We start from the raw sequence: 16,499 nt of genomic DNA, 5'->3' as shown, positions 1-16,499 counted from the left end.
GGCGCCCGACTATCGTCAGCCGGGCCACATTACCTCCTGAGGTATTTATGAGTACCAACCTCGACCAGCTCACCGATTGGTTGAAAGAGCACAAGATCACCGAAGTGGAATGCCTGATCAGCGACCTGACCGGCATCACCCGCGGCAAGATTTCGCCGACCAACAAGTTCATCGCCGAAAAGGGCATGCGCCTGCCCGAAAGCGTCCTGCTGCAGACCGTGACCGGCGACTACGTCGACGACGACATCTATTACCAACTGCTGGACCCGGCCGACATCGACATGATCTGCCGCCCAGACGAGAGCGCTGTGTTCCTCGTGCCATGGGCCATCGAGCCGACCGCCCAGGTCATCCACGACACCTACGACAAGAAGGGCAACCCGGTCGAGCTGTCGCCGCGCAACGTGCTCAAGAAAGTCCTGAAGCTGTACGCCGACAAAGGCTGGCAGCCGATCGTGGCGCCTGAGATGGAGTTCTACCTGACCAAGCGCAGCGAGGATCCGGACTTCCCGCTGCAACCGCCAGTGGGTCGCTCCGGCCGTCCGGAGACCGGTCGCCAGTCGTTCTCCATCGAGGCTGCCAACGAGTTCGACCCGTTGTTCGAGGACGTCTATGACTGGTGCGAACTGCAGCAACTGGACCTCGACACACTCATCCACGAAGACGGCACGGCGCAGATGGAGATCAACTTCCGTCACGGCAACGCTCTGCACCTGGCCGACCAGATCCTGGTGTTCAAGCGCACCATGCGCGAGGCGGCGCTCAAGCACAACGTGGCCGCGACCTTCATGGCCAAGCCCATGACCGGCGAGCCGGGCAGCGCCATGCACCTGCACCAGAGCGTGGTGGACGTGGCCACCGGCAAGAACATTTTCTCCAACGAGGACGGCAGCATGAGCGAGCTGTTCCTCAACCACATCGGCGGCCTGCAAAAGTTCATCCCTGAAGCGCTGCCGCTGTTCGCCCCCAACGTCAACTCGTTCCGCCGATTCCTGCCGGACACCTCGGCACCGGTGAACGTCGAATGGGGCGAGGAGAACCGCACCGTTGGCCTGCGTGTGCCTGATGCCGGGCCGCAGAACCGCCGCGTGGAAAACCGTCTGCCAGGCGCCGACGCCAACCCTTACCTGGCCATTGCCGCGAGCTTGCTGTGCGGCTACATCGGTATGGTCGAGGGCATCGGCGCCAGTGCGCCGGTCCAGGGCCGTGGCTACGAGCGGCGCAATCTGCGCCTGCCGCTGACCATCGAAGATGCCTTGGAGCGCATGGAAAACTGCCGCGCGCTGGAACAGTACCTGGGCAAGAAATTCATCAGCGGCTATGTGGCCACCAAGCGGGCCGAGCACGAGAACTTCAAACGGGTAATCAGCTCCTGGGAGCGAGAGTTCCTGCTGTTTGCCGTCTGATCAAACTTGGGGCCGCTTCAGCGCGGCTGTCGGATAACGGAGAAGCACATGAGCGTCAACAACCCGCAAACCCGTGAATGGCAAACCTTGAGCGGTGAGCACCACCTGGCGCCTTTCAGCGACTACAAGCAGCTGAAGGAAAAAGGACCGCGCATCATCACCAAGGCCCAGGGCGTGCATTTGTGGGACAGCGAGGGTCACAAGATCCTCGACGGCATGGCCGGCCTGTGGTGTGTGGCCGTCGGCTATGGCCGTGAAGAACTGGTGCAGGCGGCGGAAAAACAGATGCGAGAGCTGCCGTACTACAACCTGTTCTTCCAGACCGCTCACCCGCCAGCCCTGGAACTGGCCAAGGCGATCACCGATGTGGCGCCCAAGGGCATGACCCATGTGTTCTTCACCGGTTCCGGCTCCGAAGGCAACGACACCGTGCTGCGTATGGTTCGCCACTACTGGGCGCTCAAGGGCAAGCCTGGCAAGCAGACCATCATCGGCCGCATCAACGGCTATCACGGCTCCACCGTCGCTGGCGCAAGCCTCGGCGGCATGAGCGGCATGCACGAGCAGGGCGGCCTGCCGATCCCGGGCATCGTGCACATTCCACAGCCGTACTGGTTCGGTGAGGGCGGCGACATGACCCCTGATGCGTTCGGGGTATGGGCTGCCGAGCAACTGGAAAAGAAAATCCTGGAAGTGGGCGAAGACAACGTCGCGGCGTTCATCGCCGAGCCGATCCAGGGGGCGGGCGGGGTAATCATTCCACCGGACACCTACTGGCCGAAGATCAAGGAGATCCTCGCCAAGTACGACATTCTGTTCGTCGCCGACGAAGTGATCTGCGGCTTCGGCCGTACCGGCGAGTGGTTCGGCTCGGACTACTACGGTCTGGAACCCGACCTGATGACCATCGCCAAGGGCCTGACCTCCGGTTACATCCCCATGGGCGGTGTGATCGTGCGTGACACCGTGGCCCAGGTTCTCAGCGAAGGCGGCGACTTCAACCACGGCTTTACCTACTCAGGCCACCCGGTGGCCGCTGCCGTGGGCCTGGAAAACCTGCGCATCCTGCGTGATGAGAAGATCGTCGAGCGCGCCAGGACCGAAACGGCACCTTATTTGCAAAAGCGTTTGCGTGAACTGCAAGACCACCCACTGGTGGGCGAGGTACGCGGCCTGGGCCTGCTCGGTGCGATCGAGCTGGTCAAGGACAAGGCGACCCGCACCCGTCACGAGGGCAAGGGCGTCGGCATGATCTGCCGTACGCACTGCTTCGAGAACGGGCTGGTGATGCGTGCGGTGGGCGACACCATGATCATCGCGCCGCCCTTGGTGATCAGCCACGCAGAGATCGATGAGTTGATTGAAAAGGCGCGCAAGTGCCTGGACTTGACGTACGAAGCGATCAAGTGACGGTCTGCTAGGCTGGCAAAGCGACATTAAGCGGTTACAGGGCCCTGCTTTCCTTGAAACAGCGCCTTGTAACTTGCCAGACTAGCGGCTGTTTCAGTCGCCCAGCGCTGTACCGTGGGATCTTGGCTGCTGAACAGATGGCTTGATAATAAATTCTGGAGCATTACGCATGAAGAAAATGGGCAAGACGTTGCTGGCCGCGGCCCTGATGGGTGCCATGGCTACCGCTGTTCAGGCTGACGACAAAACGCTGCACGTCTACAACTGGTCCGACTACATTGCACCGGACACCATCGCCAACTTCGAGAAGCAGACCGGCATCAAGGTCGTCTACGACGTTTTCGACAGCAACGAGACCCTGGAAGCCAAGCTGCTGGCCGGCAAATCTGGCTACGACGTGGTCGTGCCGTCGAACAACTTCCTGGCCAAGCAGATCAAGGCAGGTGTCTACCAGGAGCTCGACCGCTCGAAGCTGCCGAACTGGAAGAACCTGGACGAAGACCTGCTCAAGGCCGTGGGCGATGCCAGCGACCCGGGCAACAAGCATGCCTTCCCGTACATGTGGGGCTCGATCGGCATCGGCTACAACCCGGAGAAGGTCAAGGCCGCGCTGGGCGTGGACAAGATCGATTCTTGGGACGCCGTGTTCAAGCCTGAGAACATCGCCAAGCTCAAGAGCTGCGGCGTGAGCTTCCTGGATGCACCGACCGAAATGATCCCGGCGGCCTTGCACTACCTGGGCAAACCGTCCAACAGCACCGACAAGAAAGACCTGAAGGCCGCCGAAGAGCTGTTCCTGAGCATTCGTCCTTCGATCACCTACTTCCACTCCTCCAAGTACATCTCTGACCTGGCCAACGGCAACATCTGCGTGGCAGTCGGCTACTCGGGCGACCTGGAGCAATCCAAGGCCCGTGCCCATGAAGCCGGCGACAAGGTCAAGCTGAGCTACGTCATTCCGAAGGAAGGCGCCGGTACCTTCTACGACATGGTCGCCATTCCGAAGGATGCCGAAAACGTCGAAGCCGCCTACAAGTTCATGGACTTCCTGATGCAACCGGAAGTCATGGCTGGCATCACCAATGCCGTGCGCTTCCCGAACGGCAACAAAGCTGCGACTGCACTGGTAGACAAGGAAATCACCAGCGATCCGAGCATCTACCCGCCAGCTGACGTGAAGAAAAAGCTGTACGCGATCGCCGACCCGGGTGCCAAGGCACAGCGTGAGATCACTCGCAGCTGGACCAAGATCAAGTCGGGCAAGTAAGCCCGTCTCGAAGCCCTCTGGGCCGGGGTTTCCCGGCCCGGAAGGCGTGTAAGGCAATTTTGTTTGCGGCATCGATGCAGCAAAGGTAAGTTGCGCGCCGGTTTTGCGTGTACGGCAGCGTCGCCGTCACCCAGAGGCACTGATTGTGAGGACCATCCACTTGTCTATTTCCGTATTTCGCAAGGCCATGATGGCTGGAGCGGGTCTGACGCTGGCATTCGGCGTCCAAGCAGCGCCCACGGTGCATATCTACAACTGGTCGGACTACATTGGCCCGACGACCCTCGCCGATTTCCAGAAGGCAACCGGCATCGAGGCCAAGTACGACGTCTTCGATTCAAACGAAACCCTGGAAGGCAAGCTGCTCGCCGGTCGCACCGGCTATGACGTGGTCGTGCCGTCCAACCATTTCCTGGGCAAGCAGATCAAGGCGGGCGCCTTCCAGAAGCTCGACCGCAGCCTGCTGCCGAATTATTCCAACCTGGACCCGGCTCTGATGAAGCGCCTCGAGCGCAATGACCCGGGCAACCAGTACGCCGTGCCGTATCTGTGGGGCACCAACGGCATCGGTTACAACGTCGAGAAGGTCAAGGCGGTGCTGGGCACCGACAAGATCGACTCCTGGGCCGTGCTCTTCGAGCCCGAGAACATGAAGAAGCTCTCCCAGTGCGGCGTGGCGTTCCTGGACTCGGCCGACGAAATGCTGCCGGCCGTGCTCAACTACATGGGCCTGGACCCTAACAGCAGCAATCCCAAGGACTACCAGGCGGCCGAAAAGAAACTCCTGGCCGTGCGTCCCTACGTGACCTACTTCCATTCCTCGAAATACATCACTGACCTGGCCAATGGCGATATCTGCGTCGCCGCCGGATTCTCCGGTGATGTGTTCCAGGCCAAGGCCCGCGCCGAAGAGGCCGGCAAGGGCGTGAAACTGGCCTACGCCATTCCAAAAGAAGGCGGCAACCTCTGGTTCGATGTGCTGGCGATTCCCAAGGACGCCAGCAACGTCAAGGAGGCCCATGCCTTCATCAACTATCTGCTGAAACCTGAGGTCATCGCTCAGGTCAGCGATTATGTCGGTTACGCCAACCCGAACCCCAGGGCTGGCGACCTGATGGATCAGGCCGTGAGGACTGACGCTGCGGTCTACCCTCCGCAGGAAGTGCTGGACAAGATGTTCGTCAATGCTGAGTTGCCACCGAAGGTGCAACGTCTGATGACCCGTAGCTGGACCAAGGTCAAGTCGGGCAAGTAATCATCCAGACCCTCTACGTTCCTGCCAAAACAGGCCGTGTGGGCATAAAAATCTTGTTGGGAGTTTCACTCATGGCAGTTGCCTCCGGTGCCTATAAAAAAGCCCTCGAGGGTGGCCAGCAACCCAAGCAGGTGCTGGTCAAAATCGACCGGGTCACAAAAAAGTTCGACGAAACGGTAGCCGTGGACGATGTGTCCCTGGAAATCCGCAAGGGTGAGATCTTCGCCCTGCTGGGTGGCTCCGGCTCCGGCAAGTCCACCTTGCTGCGTATGCTTGCCGGCTTCGAGCGTCCGACCGAAGGGCGGATCTTCCTCGATGGCGTCGACATCACCGACATGCCGCCCTACGAGCGGCCGATCAACATGATGTTCCAGTCCTACGCGCTGTTCCCGCACATGACCGTGGCGCAGAACATCGCCTTCGGCCTGCAGCAGGACAAGATGCCCAAGGCCGAGATCGACGCCCGCGTGGCCGAGATGCTCAAGCTGGTGCACATGACTCAGTACGCCAAGCGCAAGCCGCACCAGCTTTCCGGTGGCCAACGTCAGCGTGTGGCCCTGGCCCGCTCCTTGGCCAAACGCCCCAAGCTGCTGCTGCTGGACGAACCGATGGGCGCCCTGGACAAGAAACTGCGCTCGCAAATGCAACTGGAGCTGGTCGAAATCATCGAGCGGGTCGGCGTGACCTGCGTGATGGTGACCCACGACCAAGAAGAGGCCATGACCATGGCCCAACGCATCGCCATCATGCACCTGGGCTGGATCGCCCAGATCGGCAGCCCGGTGGATGTGTACGAGACCCCGACCAGCCGCCTGGTCTGCGAGTTCATCGGTAACGTCAACCTGTTCGAGGGTGAAGTGGTCGACGACGCCGAAGGCCATGCGCTGATCGCAAGCCCTGAGCTCGAACGCAATATCTACGTGGGCCACGGTGTCACCACCTCGGTCGAAGACAAGCACATCACTTATGCGCTGCGTCCGGAAAAACTCCTGGTGACCTCCGAGCAGCCGACCTGCCAGTACAACTGGTCGCGTGGCAAGGTCCATGACATCGCCTACCTGGGTGGTCATTCGGTGTTCTACGTGGAGCTGCCGAGCGGGAAAGTGGTCCAGTCCTTCGTCGCCAACGCCGAGCGCCAGGGCACCCGCCCGACCTGGGGCGATGAAGTGTACGTCTGGTGGGAAGACGACAGCGGCGTGGTATTGCGCTCATGAACATTCGCAAGCTCAAGCGAGCACTCAACAAAGTGACCCCGGAGGGCCGCCATCTGGTGATCGGCGTGCCGTTCATCTGGCTGTTCCTGTTCTTCATGCTGCCGTTCTTCATCGTCCTGAAGATCAGCTTCGCTGAAGCCGACGTGGCGATCCCGCCCTACACGGAGATCTACAGCTACGTCGAGGACAAGATCCAACTGGTGCTCAACCTGGCCAACTACGGCCTGTTGACCGAGGATGAACTGTACATCTCGGCCTATCTGGGCTCGCTGAAGATGGCCTTCTTCAGCACCCTTCTGTGCCTGCTGATCGGCTACCCGATGGCCTACGCCATCGCCAATGCCCGCAAGGAAACCCAGACGGTCCTGCTGCTGCTGATCATGATGCCGACCTGGACCGCGATCCTGATCCGCGTCTATGCCTGGATGGGCATCCTCAGCAATAACGGCCTGCTCAACAGCTTCCTGCTGTGGATCGGCTTGATCGACCAGCCGCTGCAGATCCTCAACACCAATCTGGCGGTGTACATCGGCGTGGTCTATTCGTACCTGCCGTTCATGATCCTTCCGTTGTACGCGAACCTGGTCAAGCACGACCCGAGCCTGCTCGAGGCCGCAAGCGACCTGGGTTCGAGCACCTTCAACAGCTTCTGGAAGATCACTGTGCCGCTGTCGAAGAACGGCATCATCGCCGGCTGCATGCTGGTGTTCATCCCCGTGGTGGGCGAGTTCGTGATTCCTGAACTGCTCGGCGGCCCGGAAACCCTGATGATCGGCAAGGTGCTGTGGCAGGAGTTCTTCAACAACCGTGACTGGCCGGTGGCATCCGCCCTGGCGGTGGTGATGCTGGCGATCCTGATCGTGCCCATCCTGCTGTTCAACCGCAGCCAGGCCAAAGAAATGGAGGGCAGAGCATGAAGCGCTTCGGTTTCTCCAAGCTGATGCTGGTGCTCGGCTTGCTGTTCATCTACCTGCCGATGCTGATCCTGGTGATCTACTCGTTCAACGCCTCCAAGCTTGTGACGGTCTGGGGCGGCTGGTCGGTGAAGTGGTACGTCGGCCTGCTGGACAACAGTCAGTTGATGGGCTCGGTGATGCGCTCGCTGGAGATCGCCTGCTACACCGCGATCGCCGCCGTGGCGTTGGGTACCCTGGCCGCCTTCGTGCTGACCCGGGTGACCCGTTTCAAGGGCCGTACCCTGTTCGGTGGCCTGGTAACAGCGCCTCTGGTGATGCCTGAGGTGATCACCGGTCTGTCGCTGCTGCTGCTGTTCGTGGCCATGGCGCAGATGATCGGCTGGCCTCAGGAGCGTGGCATCGTCACCATCTGGATCGCTCACACCACTTTCTGCGCAGCCTATGTGGCGGTGGTGGTGTCGGCGCGCCTGCGTGAGCTGGACCTGTCCATCGAAGAGGCTGCCATGGACCTGGGTGCCAAGCCGTGGAAGGTGTTCTTCCTGATCACCATCCCGATGATCGCGCCATCGCTGGCGGCGGGCGGCATGATGTCCTTCGCCCTGTCGCTGGATGACCTGGTACTGGCCAGTTTCGTGTCCGGTCCAGGTTCGACCACCTTGCCGATGGAAGTGTTCTCCGCTGTGCGCCTTGGCGTGAAGCCGGAAATCAACGCCGTGGCCAGCTTGATCCTGCTGTCGGTATCGCTGGTGACCTTCCTGGTGTGGTACTTCAGCCGCCAGGCCGAAGAGCGTCGTCGCAAGGCTATCCAGCAAGCCATCGAAGAGGGCGCTGCGGCGAATGTTTCGCAGCCGCAGGTCAAGCGTCCGGTTCAGGCTACCGCGTCGGTCTGATCCATCCGTGGGCCGCTTTGCGGCCCTTCGCAGGCTCCGCGAGCTCCTGCAGGTATCACATGCGATACCTGCAGGAGCGCATCGGGGCCGCGCGAGGGCTGCGACGCATCCCCAGGCTCAATCCGGCCAGTTCCAGGCCGGTTCATCGAGCATCCCCTGCCCAGCCATCAACGTCTGCCCGAGATCTTTTTCCAGGCGGATCGAGTGACAGGCTTCGTCTTCTTCCAGCGCCGCCACCAAGCGCGGAGCATGGGAGACCACCCACACTTGGCAATGCTGCGCAGCGTGGCGGATCAAACGCGCCAAGGCCGGTAGCAGGTCCGGGTGCAAGCTGGTTTCCGGCTCGTTGAGCACCATCATGCTCGGCGGCCTGGGCGTCAGCAGGGCGGCCACCAGCAGCAGATAGCGCAGGGTGCCGTCGGACAGTTCCGCGGCGCTCAACGGGCGCAGCAGCCCGGCTTGGTGAAAACGCAGGCTGAACAAGCCCCCGGGCTGCGCATCGATTTTCAGATGAGCCCCAGGGAAAGCGTCGCCGATGGCTTGCTGCAAGGCGCCGAAGTCACCGATCTCATCGATGGTCTGCAAGGCAGCGGCCAGGTCGCGGCCATCGTGGTGCAGCACGGGGGTGCGGGTGCCCAGGCGTGGCTGGCGTGCCGGTGCCTCGGCGTCGGTGCGAAAGTGATCGTAGAAGCGCCAACTGCGGATGCGTTCGCGCAGGCGCAGGACTTCCGGCGAATCCTGCAGGCTGCCGACGTGGTCGAACAGGCTGTCGAATTCGGTCATGTGCTGGTTGCGCACCTGCCACTGGCGCGTCTGGCGTGCCTTGACCATGGCCGCGCTACGCTCAACCAGCAGACTGGCAGGGCGGCACACCGGGCCAGCCCAGATCGCCTCGTGCTTGATCTGCGGGTCGAGGGCGAACTTCGACCGGCTCGGCTCGGGCAATCCGAGGCTGATGGCGTAACCGAAATCGTCGTCGGCAAACCCCAGGCGCAGACGTTTGACATGTTGACGCGGCCCACCCTGCACGGGCACGTCGCCCTGGCGCATGCGCCGGCTGATCGTCTCGGGGCCGGCCCAGAACGTCGACTCCAGGCCGCCCTCGGCGGCCAGGGCGTTGACCACCCCGCCACGGGCCGTCTCGGCCAGCAGGCGCAGGGCTTTGTAGAGGTTGGACTTGCCGCTGCCATTGGCGCCGGTGATCACGTTCAACCGGCCCAGGGGGATGACCAGCTGGTTGATCGAGCGGTAGTTGGCAATGGCCAGGGTGTTGAGCATGGGCCTTTTCCTTGTCCTGTGAAGCGGCAGTATCCCCGATTCTGCGTGCAGAAGTTTTGATGGATCTGAGTCAGTGCCAGTTGTCCGTGCCTGATCTACGCTTTCACTCGCGTCCCTCAATCCAATTGGCACAAGCAAGGAGCCTGCATGACGTTAGCGCGTCCGCTGATGGTCGTTTGCCTGGGGCTGCTGTCCATGCTGTCGGGCTGTAGCAAGGAAGAGTCGAAAGCTGAACTCCCCAGGGTGGGTGTAATCCAGGTCAAACCTACCGATTTTGCCGCCAGGGTGACCCTGACCGGCGATGTCCAGGCGCGGGTTCAGACCGACCTGTCGTTCAGGGTCGGCGGCAAGATCATTTCCCGTAGCGTGGATGTAGGCGATCACGTCAAAGCCAACCAGGTGTTGGCGCGCCTGGACCCCAAGGATCTGCAGAACAACGTCGATTCGGCCAAGGCCGAAGTATTCGCCGCCCAGGCGCGTGTCACCCAGACCAGCGCGGCCTTCGTGCGTCAGCAAAAGCTACTGCCCAAGGGCTACACCAGCCAGAGCGAGTACGACTCCGCCCAGGCGTCGCTGCGCAGCGACCAGAGTGCGCTCAAGGCTGCCCAGGCGCAGTTGGCCGATGCCCAGGAGCAGTTGAGTTATACCGCGCTGGTATCAGAGGCCGACGGGGTCATCACCGAGCGTCAGGCCGAAGTCGGCCAGGTGGTGCAGGCGACCATGCCGATCTTCAGCCTCGCCCGCGACGGCGACCGCGATGCGGTGTTCAACGTGTATGAGTCCCTGCTGGTGGCGCCGCCGAGCGATGCAGGCGTCATTGTCAGTCTGCTGGACGATCCCAAGATCCAGGCGCAAGGGTTTGTCCGGGAAATCACGCCGACCGTCTCCGCGCAGAGTGGCACGGTGCAGGTCAAGGTAGGGCTGCGCAACGTACCTCCCGGTATGCAGCTGGGCGCGCCGGTCACCGCCACCACCAATGCCCAGGGGCGGCCGAGTGTCGAGCTGCCCTGGTCGGCCTTGACCAAAGCGTTGCACGAGCCGGCGGTCTGGGTGGTGGGCGAGGGGGACAAGGTCGAATTGCGCAAGGTCGAGGTCACACGTTACCTGACCGGCAAGATCGTGGTCGCCAGCGGCCTGAAAAGTGGTGAAACCGTCGTGGTCAGTGGTGGGCAATTGCTGCACCCGAACATGCAGGTGCACAAGGTCGACGCCAAGGACGGGGGAGGAGCGCCATGAAGCGCGTGCTGCTTGTGTTGCCGGCCAGCCTACTGCTGGCCGCCTGTTCCAGCGAGGAGCAAGCACCCGAGCCGATCCGGCCGGTGTTGTCGATGACCGTCGAACCCCAGGTACAGTCGCAGCTGGGGCGCTTTGCGGGCAGTATCCAGGCCCGCTTCGAAAGCACGCTGGGGTTTCGTGTGTCCGGGCGTATCGCCCGGCGCTGGCTGGACGTCGGCGCCCAGGTAAAGCCCGGCGATACCTTGGCCACCCTCGATCCGACCGATCAGCAGAACCAACTGCGCGCTGCCGAAGGCGACCTGGCCAAGGTGCAAGCGCAGTGGATCAACGCCCAGGCCGACGCACGACGGCAACAGCAACTATTTGATCGAGGCGTTGGCGCCCAGGCGCAATTGGACATCGCCCAGACCAACCTCAAGACCACAGGCGCTGCACTGGAACAAGCCCGTTCGGCAGTGAGTCAGGCCCGTGACCAGCTCGACTACAGCACCCTGCGCAGCGACCACGCCGCCGTCATCACCGCCTGGCAGGCCGAGGCCGGGCAGACGGTGACGGCCGGGCAGGCCGTGGTCACGCTGGCCCGTCCGGACGTCAAGGAAGCGGTGATCGATCTGCCTATCGGTCTGGCCGAGCAACTGAACAAAGGCCTGACGTTCACCGTCGCCTCGCAACTGGACCCCACCATCAACACCACCGCTACCTTGCGCGAGCTGGAGCCCCAGGCCGATGCCACGACGCGAACCCGTCGTGCGCGGCTGACCCTGGCCAGCACGCCGGCCGCCTTCCACCTGGGCACTGCCATCAGCGTGACGTTGAGCTCCGCGGTTTCGCCGCGCAGCCAGCTGCCGCTGAGCGCCTTGCTCGAACGCGACGGCAAGACCCAGGTGTGGGTGATCGACCCGAAACAGAAGACCGTGGCCATCCGTGACGTAGCCCTGATCGAGCGCACGCAGGACAGCATCGTCCTGACGTCCGGCGTTCAGCCAGGCGAGCGGGTGGTCACAGCCGGCGTGAACAGCCTCAAGCCGGGCCAGAAGGTCGCATTCGATGAGGACGCGCAATGAAAGGAAGCTTCAACCTGTCCGAGTGGGCGCTCAGGCACCAATCGTTCGTCTGGTACCTGATGTTCGTCGGGCTGCTGATGGGGATTTTTTCGTATTTCAACCTAGGACGTGAGGAAGACCCGTCCTTCACCATCAAGACCATGGTGATCCAGACCCGCTGGCCAGGGGCGACCCAGGACGAGACGCTGTATCAGGTCACCGACCGCATCGAAAAGAAGCTCGAGGAGCTCGACTCGCTCGATTACACCAAGAGCTATACCCGCCCTGGTGAATCCACTGTCTATGTCTACCTGCGCGACACCACCAAGGCCAAGGACATCCCGGAAATCTGGTACCAGGTGCGCAAGAAGATCCAGGATATCCGCGGCCAGTTCCCCTCGGGCATCCAGGGCCCTGCCTTCAACGACGAATTCGGCGATGTGTTCGGTTCGATCTATGCCTTCACCGCTGATGGCCTGACCTTGCGCCAGCTGCGCGACTACGTGGAAGTGGCGCGGGCCGAAGTGCGCGATGTGCCCAACATCGGCAAGATCGAGCTGATCGGCACCCAGGACGAAGTGCTCTACCTGAACTTCTCCACCCGCAAGCTGGCGGCCCTGGGCATCGACCAGCGCCAGGTGATGCAGGCTTTGCAATCGCAGAACGCGGTCACCCCGGCGGGCGTGATCGAAGCGGGCCCCGAGCGCATCTCAGTGCGTACGACCGGGCAATTCGCCTCGGAAAAGGACCTGCAGACCGTCAACCTGCGGATCAACGACCGCTTCTTCCGCCTCGCGGATATCGCCGATATCGAACGTGGCTATGTCGATCCACCTTCGCCAATGTTCCGTTACAACGGCCAGACGGCCATCGGCCTTGCGATCGGCATGAAGGCCGGTGGCAACATCCAAGTGTTTGGCGCCGCGCTGAAGAAGAAGATGGACAGCGTCGTCGCCGACCTGCCGGTGGGCGTGGGCGTGCACACCGTGTCCGACCAGGCCGTGGTGGTCAAGCAGGCGGTGGGCGGCTTCACCAGTGCGCTGTTCGAGGCGGTGGTGATCGTGCTGGGGGTGAGCTTCGTCAGCCTGGGCGTGCGCGCAGGTCTGGTGGTGGCGTGCTCGATCCCGTTGGTGCTGGCCATGGTGTTCGTGTTCATGGAGTACAGCGGCATCACCATGCAGCGGATCTCCCTCGGAGCGCTGATCATCGCCCTGGGCCTGCTGGTGGATGATGCGATGATCACGGTGGAGGTCATGGTCACGCGGCTGGAGATGGGCGAAAGCAAGGAGCAGGCGGCGACATTCGCCTACACCTCCACAGCCTTCCCCATGCTTACCGGCACGCTGGTGACCGTGGCCGGTTTCGTGCCGATCGGGCTCAACGCCAGCTCTGCGGGTGAATACACCTACACCTTGTTCGCCGTCATCGCGGTGGCGTTGCTGGTGTCGTGGGTGGTGGCGGTGTTCTTCGCGCCTGTGCTGGGCGTGCATATCCTGAGCAGCAGCAAGCTCAAGGCCCATGAGGCCGAGCCTGGCCGCGTGGGACGGGCGTTCGAGCACAGCCTGCTGTGGTGCATGCGTCATCGCTGGCTGACCATCATCGGCACGGTGTTGCTGTTTGTCCTGGCGCTGATCTGCGAGCGCTTCGTGCAGAACCAGTTCTTCCCTTCGTCCGACCGCCCCGAGATCCTGGTCGACCTGAACCTGCCCCAGAACGCGTCGATCGAGGAAACCCGCAAGGTCGTCGACCGGTTCGAGGCCAGGATCAAGGACGACCCGGACCTGGTGCGCTGGAGCACCTACATCGGCCAGGGGGCGATTCGCTTCTACCTACCGCTGGATGCGCAATTGCAGAACCCCTACTACGCGCAGCTGGTAATCGTCAGCAAGGGCTTCGAAGAGCGCCAGGGCATGATGAAGCGCCTGGAGAAGATCCTGCGCGAAGAGTTCGTGGGCATCGGTACCAACGTCCAGTCGCTGGAAATGGGCCCGCCGGTGGGACGTCCGATCCAGTACCGGGTCAGTGGCAAGGACATCGACCAGGTGCGCAAGCATGCGATCGAGCTTGCCACCCTGCTCGACGCCAACGAGCACATCGGCGAGATGATCTACGACTGGAACGAGCCCGGTAAGGTGCTGCGCGTGGAGATCGCCCAGGACAAGGCGCGCCAGTTGGGGCTGTCGTCCGAGGACGTGGCCAACGTGATGAACAGCATCGTCAGCGGCACGCCGATCACCCAGGTCAACGACAACATCTACCTGATCAACGTGGTCGCCCGTGCCGAAGACAGCGAGCGTGGCTCGCCCGATACTCTGCAGAACCTGCAGATCCTCACCCCCAACGGCACCTCGATCCCGCTGCTGGCCTTCGCCACCGTGCGCTACGAGCTGGAACAGCCCCTGGTATGGCGCCGCGACCGCAAGCCAACCATCACCATCAAGGCCTCGGTCAACGGCGACATCCAGCCCACCGACCTGGTGGCCCAGCTCAAGCCTGAAATCGACCAGTTCATCGACAAGCTGCCGGTCGGCTATGAAGTGGCCACCGGCGGTACGGTGGAAGAAAGCGCCAAAGCCCAAGGGCCGATCCGCAAGGTCATTCCGCTGATGCTGTTCCTCATGGCGACCTTCCTGATGATCCAGCTGCACAGCGTGCAGAAGCTGTTCCTGGTGGTCAGCGTGGCGCCACTGGGGCTGATCGGCGTGGTGCTGGCGCTGGTGCCCACCGGCACGCCCATGGGCTTCGTGGCCATTCTCGGTATCCTGGCCCTGGCCGGCATCATCATCCGCAACTCGGTGATCCTGGTGACTCAGATCGACGAATTCGAGGCGCAAGGGTTCTCGCCCTGGGATGCCGTCGTGGAGGCGACCAACCACCGCCGCCGACCGATCCTGCTGACCGCGGCGGCGGCGAGCCTTGGCATGATCCCGATCGCTCGGGAAGTGTTCTGGGGGCCGATGGCCTACGCGATGATCGGCGGCATCATCAGTGCAACGCTGCTGACGCTGTTGTTCCTGCCGGCGCTCTATGTGGCCTGGTACAAGATCCGCGAGCCGCAGACACAACGTTAGGGCACGCAACGGGTCTGTGGGAGCGGGTAGATCCGCTCCCACAGACCCGTTGCCACCTTCGAAATCGGCGCGGAATTTTAGTTATATAAAAATTCTTAAACAGTATTTTTCAGAATAAATACACGTCTCTAAGATTGCCCTCAAGCCAGGCGCAATCACCTTCCTCTGCCCGGCACTTCATACCCAAGGAGAACGAGCATGAGTGCATCTGTGCGTAGCATCGACGGTCAGGACGAAACCACCATTCTGCGTGAAATCCAGAGCGCGCTGCGCGATCTGCGCTTCGGTGCGGTGGAGATCACCGTGCACAACGCCCAGGTCGTGCAGATCGAGCGCAAGGAAAAATTCCGCCTCCAGCAGCCAGGCAACAAGTCCGGCTGATACCGCCCCCTCTAACAAACTAGAAAAATGCCAATCGGGAGCTTCACCATGTCCATCCGCCGTTATGCGCTTGCCGCTCTGGCCAGTGCCGTTTTTGCCGGTTCCGCGATCGCCAAGGACTACGAACTGCTGAACGTGTCCTACGACCCGACCCGCGAGCTGTACCAGCAGTACAACGCCGAGTTCATCAAGCACTGGCAGGCCGCTCATCCCGGCGACAAGGTGAAGATCCAGCAATCCCATGGCGGCTCGGGCAAGCAGGCCCGTGCGGTGATCGATGGCCTGCGCGCGGACGTGGTGACCCTGGCCCTGGCCGGCGACATCGATGAAGTGGCCAAGCTCGGCAAGAGCCTGCCGCAGGACTGGCAGAAACGCCTGCCTGAGGCCAGCACGCCCTACACGTCCACCATCGTGTTCCTGGTGCGCAAGGGTAACCCCAAGGGCATCAAGGACTGGGGCGACCTGATCAAGAAGGACGTCTCGGTCATCACCCCCAATCCCAAGACCTCCGGCGGCGCCCGCTGGAACTTCCTCGCCGCCTGGGCCTATGGTCTGAAGACCGGCGGCAGCGAAGACAAAGCCAAGGCGTACGTGCAAGAGCTGTTCAAGCACGTGCCGGTGCTCGATACCGGCGCCCGTGGCTCGACCATCACCTTCGTCAACAACGGCCAGGGCGATGTGCTGCTGGCGTGGGAGAACGAAGCGTTCCTGGCCCTGAAGGAAGACGGCGGCAGCGACAAGTTCGAGATCGTCGTGCCGTCCCTGTCGATCCTCGCCGAGCCACCGGTAGCCGTGGTCGACAAGAACGCCGAGAAGAAAGGCAACACCGAGATCGCCACCGAGTACCTCAAGCACCTGTACAGCCCGGCCGGCCAGAAGATTGCCGCCGAGAACTTCTACCGCCCGCGTGACGAAAAGGTCGCTGCCGAGTTCGGCAAGCAGTTCCCGAAACTGGAGCTGGTGACCATCGACAAGGACTTCGGTGGCTGGAAAACTGCACAGCCCAAGTTCTTTAACGATGGTGGTGTGTTCGATCAGATTTATCAGGCACAGTGATCGGCCATGAAAACTTGCGGGGCCGCGGTGAGGCCCCGAAAAGCAACACCCTTCAGTAGCCTGCACCAGCCCGGG

At 62.1% G+C, this 16,499-nt stretch carries 13 protein-coding genes; 12 read left to right on the top strand and 1 reads right to left on the bottom strand.

Going from position 1 to position 16,499, the window contains the following annotated elements:
- The first annotated feature begins 47 nt into the window (after positions 1-47).
- The 7 genes from BLS27_RS05005 (at position 48) to BLS27_RS04975 (ending at position 8,359) form a co-directional block, all read left to right on the top strand.
- The gene (locus BLS27_RS05005) at positions 48-1,406 is read left to right on the top strand and encodes a glutamine synthetase family protein (RefSeq protein WP_043211541.1); all 1,359 of its coding nucleotides are present in this window, start codon (positions 48-50) and stop codon (positions 1,404-1,406) included.
- Positions 1,407-1,454: 48 nt separating this feature from the next.
- Positions 1,455-2,816: an aspartate aminotransferase family protein gene (locus tag BLS27_RS05000; RefSeq protein WP_043211539.1), complete on the top strand. Its 1,362-nt coding sequence runs from the start codon at positions 1,455-1,457 to the stop codon at positions 2,814-2,816.
- Between the two features lie 169 nt (positions 2,817-2,985).
- A complete protein-coding gene (locus BLS27_RS04995) occupies positions 2,986-4,083 on the top strand; it encodes a polyamine ABC transporter substrate-binding protein (protein WP_043211536.1) in 1,098 nt (365 codons plus the stop codon).
- 160 nt (positions 4,084-4,243) lie between these two features.
- Entirely contained in the window at positions 4,244-5,338 is a 1,095-nt protein-coding gene (locus tag BLS27_RS04990) for a polyamine ABC transporter substrate-binding protein (protein WP_043211534.1), read from the top strand.
- 71 nt (positions 5,339-5,409) lie between these two features.
- Entirely contained in the window at positions 5,410-6,552 is a 1,143-nt protein-coding gene (gene potA, locus BLS27_RS04985; protein WP_043211532.1) for a polyamine ABC transporter ATP-binding protein, read from the top strand.
- The gene (locus BLS27_RS04980) at positions 6,549-7,469 is read left to right on the top strand and encodes an ABC transporter permease subunit (protein WP_043211531.1); all 921 of its coding nucleotides are present in this window, start codon (positions 6,549-6,551) and stop codon (positions 7,467-7,469) included. The genes potA and BLS27_RS04980 overlap by 4 nt, the downstream gene beginning before the upstream one ends.
- Complete coding sequence (locus BLS27_RS04975; RefSeq protein WP_043211529.1) at positions 7,466-8,359, top strand: ABC transporter permease subunit; 894 nt, start codon at positions 7,466-7,468, stop codon at positions 8,357-8,359. Before BLS27_RS04980 ends, BLS27_RS04975 begins: the two co-directional genes overlap by 4 nt.
- Before the next feature lie 117 nt (positions 8,360-8,476).
- Here the strand turns inward: BLS27_RS04975 and BLS27_RS04970 are convergent, their stop codons facing one another.
- Positions 8,477-9,637 carry an AAA family ATPase gene (locus BLS27_RS04970; RefSeq protein ID WP_090343460.1) on the bottom strand — a complete coding sequence of 387 codons (1,161 nt, stop codon included), beginning with the start codon at positions 9,635-9,637 and terminating at the stop codon, positions 8,477-8,479.
- 147 nt (positions 9,638-9,784) lie between these two features.
- Between BLS27_RS04970 and BLS27_RS04965 the strand changes: the two genes are divergently transcribed.
- The 5 genes from BLS27_RS04965 (at position 9,785) to BLS27_RS04945 (ending at position 16,424) form a co-directional block, all read left to right on the top strand.
- Entirely contained in the window at positions 9,785-10,873 is a 1,089-nt protein-coding gene (locus BLS27_RS04965; RefSeq protein WP_043211527.1) for an efflux RND transporter periplasmic adaptor subunit, read from the top strand.
- Entirely contained in the window at positions 10,870-11,937 is a 1,068-nt protein-coding gene (locus BLS27_RS04960; protein WP_043211525.1) for an efflux RND transporter periplasmic adaptor subunit, read from the top strand. The genes BLS27_RS04965 and BLS27_RS04960 overlap by 4 nt, the downstream gene beginning before the upstream one ends.
- The gene (locus tag BLS27_RS04955) at positions 11,934-14,987 is read left to right on the top strand and encodes an efflux RND transporter permease subunit (protein WP_043211523.1); all 3,054 of its coding nucleotides are present in this window, start codon (positions 11,934-11,936) and stop codon (positions 14,985-14,987) included. Before BLS27_RS04960 ends, BLS27_RS04955 begins: the two co-directional genes overlap by 4 nt.
- Positions 14,988-15,185: 198 nt before the next feature.
- Complete coding sequence (oscA, locus tag BLS27_RS04950; protein WP_043211521.1) at positions 15,186-15,368, top strand: sulfur starvation response protein OscA; 183 nt, start codon at positions 15,186-15,188, stop codon at positions 15,366-15,368.
- A 48-nt stretch (positions 15,369-15,416) separates the two neighbouring features.
- Positions 15,417-16,424: a sulfate ABC transporter substrate-binding protein gene (locus BLS27_RS04945; protein WP_043211519.1), complete on the top strand. Its 1,008-nt coding sequence runs from the start codon at positions 15,417-15,419 to the stop codon at positions 16,422-16,424.
- The last annotated feature ends 75 nt before the right edge of the window (positions 16,425-16,499 follow it).

This window comes from Pseudomonas guariconensis, from assembly GCF_900102675.1.
GTDB lineage: Bacteria > Pseudomonadota > Gammaproteobacteria > Pseudomonadales > Pseudomonadaceae > Aquipseudomonas > Aquipseudomonas guariconensis.
Note: the sequence above shows the minus strand (reverse complement) of the source record. Positions and strands in the feature narration are given on the sequence as shown.